Origin of the sequence: Devosia sp., from assembly GCF_040509215.1 — a bacterium.
Classification (GTDB): Bacteria; Pseudomonadota; Alphaproteobacteria; order Rhizobiales; family Devosiaceae; genus Devosia.
Genome location: NZ_JBEVLL010000364.1, coordinates 1 through 4,763, shown reverse-complemented (window position 1 = coordinate 4,763; position 4,763 = coordinate 1). Strand labels below are relative to the sequence as shown.

Sequence of the window (4,763 nt, the reverse complement as noted above, 5' to 3'; positions counted from 1 at the left end):
GATAGCCGCCCTCGACAGGAGCGAGCCCGCCGGCAACATCGACCTTGGTGCCGGTGCTGAGAGCTGCTTGCGCATCAAAGCTCGTCGTATCGCCGCTCTGGCTGGCGCGCGCATTGAGCGTGTTGACCATGGTACCAGCCGCGACAACGTTGCTGGCCGTGACCGTACCATTGAGCGCGGGCACGCCGAAGAGATCGACCGCCGTGGCGCTGATTTCGGCGCGGCCGACGGCAATGTCGTTGACCTTCAGATTGGTCGCGTTCGCGGTGAGGCCGGCCTGCTGCACGCCATCGACCGGCGAGAGGGCCAGCGCCGCATTGATGCTGCCCGAAGCTTCGGTGAGGAGCAGGGCTGCAGCCAGCGACACATCGGAGGCTGCAACATCGAGACGGCCATTCAGCAATTGCGTATCGACCGCACGGCTGACCGAGCCGAAAACCCGCGTTCCGGCGATTTCGAAATCGAGATTGTTCAGCGCCTGCTGCGCCGTGTCCGAAACGACCTGAGAGGCGAGCGTGGCGCGATGACCATCGAGCATGGCTTCGCCGCTGATACGACCTGAGAGGTTACCCTGTAGCAGATCGAGGTCGAGGCCCAGTTGCGCGTCCCGCAGGTTACGGCCGACGAGATTGCCATTGGCAACGGTTGCATCGAGCACCAGATCGACCGGCGCTTCGGCCGATGCCGATTTGGCCGTGCCGCGCACGACGAGCGCGCCGGAGGCCTGGTCGGTGAGAAGGCCGAGATCGGAGAGATCGAGCCCGATGGCAAAATTGGCTTCGCTGGTGCCATAGACACCATCGGCGGTGAACTGCACCTGCGGATTGGTGACCGAGAAATCGTCAGCAACGATACCGGCCTCGGTGCGGGCGAGGCGACCGGACAGCGCCACATTGCCCGCCAGCAGCTTATCGGCGGTTTCGTCAGCAATGGTGAGATTGCTGCCCGAGCCTTCAAAGGTCAGGTCAAAACCGCCGCCAACAAAGGCAACGGAGCCTTCGGCATCGAGCGACAGGCCGCCCGTCAATTCGCGACCGGCAAGGCCCGAGAACGGCGCGATGCTGTCGGTCTGGACGCCGATGCGACCGCGGAAAGCGCCGCCATCGATGACACCCGAAAGGCCCGCAGTCAGCGCTTCGCCAACGACGCGAAGCTGCGCCAGTTCGATCGGCTGGCCGGCATTCCAGAGCCCGGCAATGCCGAGCCCCACGCTGTCGCCAAGCGCGGCTTCCACCGCCTCGTCGCCGGCGATGCCGGAAAGCGTGCCGTCACCATTGAAGGTGATCATGCGGGTCGCTGGATCGGAGAGATTGCTGGCAACACCATTGATGGCGAGACCCACGCGCTCAGCGGAGAAATCGCCGGTGATCAGCTTGTCGATGCCGAGATCGGCGCTCCAGTCTTCCGAACCGTCGCGGCCAAAATCGATCGTGAGCTGCGCGGCCTGCACCTGCGGCGCGCCGGAGCCCGGCAGAAGGACGAGACCGCCAGCGGGATCGGCAATGGACGCCTTGAGGTCAAGACGCGAAAGAAAATTGTCGGCCGTGGTGCTGGCATTGGCTTGCAGCGCCAGTTGGCCGCCGGTAACCGTCAGATCATTCAGTTCGATACCACCGGCGCTGCGCACCAGGGCATTGAGCGACAGCCGCGTATCGGCGCCGAAGAAGGGGCGATACTGCTCGGCCATGAGCATGGAGAGCGGGCCACCAAGATCGGCATCAATGGCAAAGCCGTCGGCCGACTGGTTGATGGTCGACACACCGGCAAGCGCCGTCTGCCCATTGGCGAGCAGCGTCAGGTCGGCGCGGAGGTTAGCGACCGGCCCCTGCCCCGCCAGCGTCAACTGCATCGCCGGGCGCCCCTCGATATTGAGGAGATTGGCGAGCACGCCGTTTTCCGGCTCGTTGAGGTCGAACTTCAGGTCAATCTCATTGGTGTCACGCACATAGGACAGATCGAGATTGAGCGTGCCGCCCGGCCCATCGAGACGCACGATATCGAGCGCGGTGTTGAGATTGCCGCCTTCGAGCGCCAGATTGCCGGCGAGCGAAATCGCCGACCCCAAGCCAAAGACACCGTCACCAAATGTGACGCGCGGCACGGAAAGTTCGCCGATATTGATGGCCACCGGGAATTCCGGCACTGAAAAACTGCCCGCTTCCGGCGGCGGCAGATCGACGCCCTCGGCCGGAACGGCATTGCGGATATAGTCGATGGAATCCGCCTTGAGCGAATTCACCTGCAGCCGGCCGGTGAACAGCGCAGCCTGGCTCCAGTTCAGCGTGGCATTGTTGACGCGCAGCCAAACGCCCTGCTGGTCGGCAATGGTGATCTCGCGGATCGATACATCCGAGCCGAGTGCACCATCGATATTGGAAAGGCGAATCTGCCGCTCAGGCGTCGAGAGCTGGCCTTCGACGAAGCCGGTCAGCCAGTCCTTCTGCGCCTCATCGGAATTGTCCTGCGCAAAAAGCGCCACGGGCACGCCGATCAACGGCACCAGAACCAGCGAAGCCAGGGCAACGCGGCGGTATTTTTTCACAACCGGCATCATCAGAAAGCCTGCCCAATGCCGACATAGAGGGCATAATCCGGATCGCCCGGCCGCTTGTTGAGCGGAATGGCCACATCGAGGCGCAGCGGCCCGAGGCCCGTATAGTAGCGCGCGCCGACGCCGACCCCGAGACGCAGCTCGTCAAGGCTCGGGAAAGTATCGGCAGCGACATAACCGCCATCGACGAAGCCGACGACGCCGATGGACTCGGTAACCTTGGCCCGCGCTTCGAGCGAGGCTTCAAGCAGGTACCGCCCGCCGGTAACGCCGCCCTTGCCATCATCGACACCGATCGACTTGGCCGCATAGCCGCGCACCGAGCCGCCACCGCCGGCGAAGAACAGCTTGTCCGGCGCAATTTCGTTGAGCGACGGCCCGAGGAGAGCACCGGCCTTGACCCGGCCGGCCAGAATGAACTGATCGTCCTCGGAGAACCCGAAATAGGTCCGGCCTTCGACCGTGAGGCGCAGGCCCATCTTTTCATAGGAGAAGTCGTAATAGGGCTCGGCATTGCCCGAGAAATAGAAGCCTTCGGTTGGATCGACCGTGCTGTCGCGCCCATCGAAGGTCGCGCCGGCATAGATGCCGAGCGTCGAGAAGTCGCGGGTGCCAAAAACGTCGTCGAACCGGGCGCGCTCATAGACCACGCCGCCCTCGGCGGTGAGCTGGTCCGAGAAATAATGCGTCAGGCCCAGACGCGCCTGCGCGGAGGTTTCCGTGTAGGTCGGATAGATCGTGCGCTCGGCCGCAATGGCAGCGACGAGGTCGGTATCGGGCGTCAGGAAGCCAGGCTTGGTAAAGGTACCGCCAAACATGTAGTCGAACTGGGCGGTGTCGATCGGCCAGGCAATGCTAGCGACGCGCGCATCGAGCCGCAGCCTTTCGGCTTGCCCGAAGAGATTGCGCCAGAGGTGGAAGCCCTCTACGCCGAGACCATCTACGGTGGAATAAGTCGCGCCAGCGCCGAAGCGGCGGCCGGGCAATTCTTCGACCAGCAACTCGTAAGGCAGCAGCCCATCGGGCGAGATATCCTGCGCCGCCTGGAAGCGGGCAGCGCGGAAGACCTCGAGCCGGTCGAGACGCTTCTGCGCCCGTGTCAGGTCGTCCGGGTCATATTCCTGGCCCACGACAAGACCGGTCTGCTGACGCACGAATTCCGGATTCATCGCCTGCGTGCCGGTCACGGTGATATCGCCGAAGGCAGCGAGGCGCCCGGGATTGACGGTGATGGTCACATCGACGGTGTTGTTCGCATGATTGGCGACGACATCGCGGCCGACGATTTCAGCCTTGGCATAGCCCTGCTGCTGCCAGGCCTGCACCGCAAGCTGCTCGGCCGCAAGGATCACCGAAGACCGCGCCACTTGGCCCGCGCCAAAGCCACGCAGAACCGGCAGATCGACGTGATCGTCGGGGTCGCTGGTTGCCGGCGCCTGATTGGCAATATTGACGCTGTTAAAGTTAAAGAGCGGACCGGGGTCCACCGATACGGTCACATTGACAGGATTGGGCAGGCTGGCATCGGGCGCCAGCTTGGACGCTTCCACGCCGCCGATGAGGATGCTGATGGCTGCACCATAATGGCCCTCATTGTAGAGAGCCGCGATGATGCGCCTGTAGTCGCCGCGTGCCTTGGCAAGAAGCCCGGCAACGCCGGAAGCCGGTTCGCCCTGATCAGCCACCAGCGAGGAAGCATTGCGCGCCGCATTTTCGACGGCGCCGGTCTGGGTCGATGAAAACGTGACGACATAGTTTTGCGGATCGATGATCACCGCATCCTGCGTGTCGTCCTCAAAAAACTTGAAGCCGAACAGTTCAAACCCATGTGCAGGAGCCGCCACTGCCAAGGAGGCGGCAGCGATACACAAGGCGCCAATACTCGATACCCAACGCGCGCTTTGCAGTGAACCAGTTCCCGACCGTTACGCTTCAACCAATAGGTCAAAGCTGAGAATAGCTTGGCGCTCGGAAAGATTGGGTTAACCCTCCCCCGCCTGCCCAAAGGGCGTCCTCTTCGTGGCGAGTTTAGGGCCAGCCTGCCGCAAAGGGCAAGCCAGAGCCCGGAAGGTGATGGTTTTGAAAAAGAATACGTGGCCGATGGGCAACGGTTTTTGGACACCGATGTCGTCACCCTCGGGCTTGACCCGAGGATGACGGCCGGTGGTTACTCCCGCGCCAATGCCTCCACAGGATCAAGCCTTGAAGCCGA

3 protein-coding genes are annotated in these 4,763 nt (G+C 63.0%); 1 reads left to right on the top strand and 2 read right to left on the bottom strand.

Annotated elements, in window-relative coordinates; all coding sequences use genetic code 11:
• Positions 1-2,551 (bottom strand): translocation/assembly module TamB domain-containing protein (locus ABW043_RS20690; protein WP_502908685.1); only part of this gene is annotated, 2,551 nt, incomplete at its 3' end.
• Positions 2,552-2,553: 2 nt separating this feature from the next.
• Positions 2,554-4,422 (bottom strand): autotransporter assembly complex protein TamA, encoded by a 1,869-nt coding sequence (locus ABW043_RS20685; RefSeq protein WP_353923086.1) that lies wholly within the window; start codon positions 4,420-4,422, stop codon positions 2,554-2,556.
• Positions 4,423-4,512: 90 nt separating this feature from the next.
• On the opposite strand from ABW043_RS20685, the gene ABW043_RS20680 reads away from it, so the two are divergent.
• Positions 4,513-4,763: hypothetical protein (locus tag ABW043_RS20680; protein ID WP_353923085.1), on the top strand; the 251-nt coding region annotated here is incomplete at its 3' end.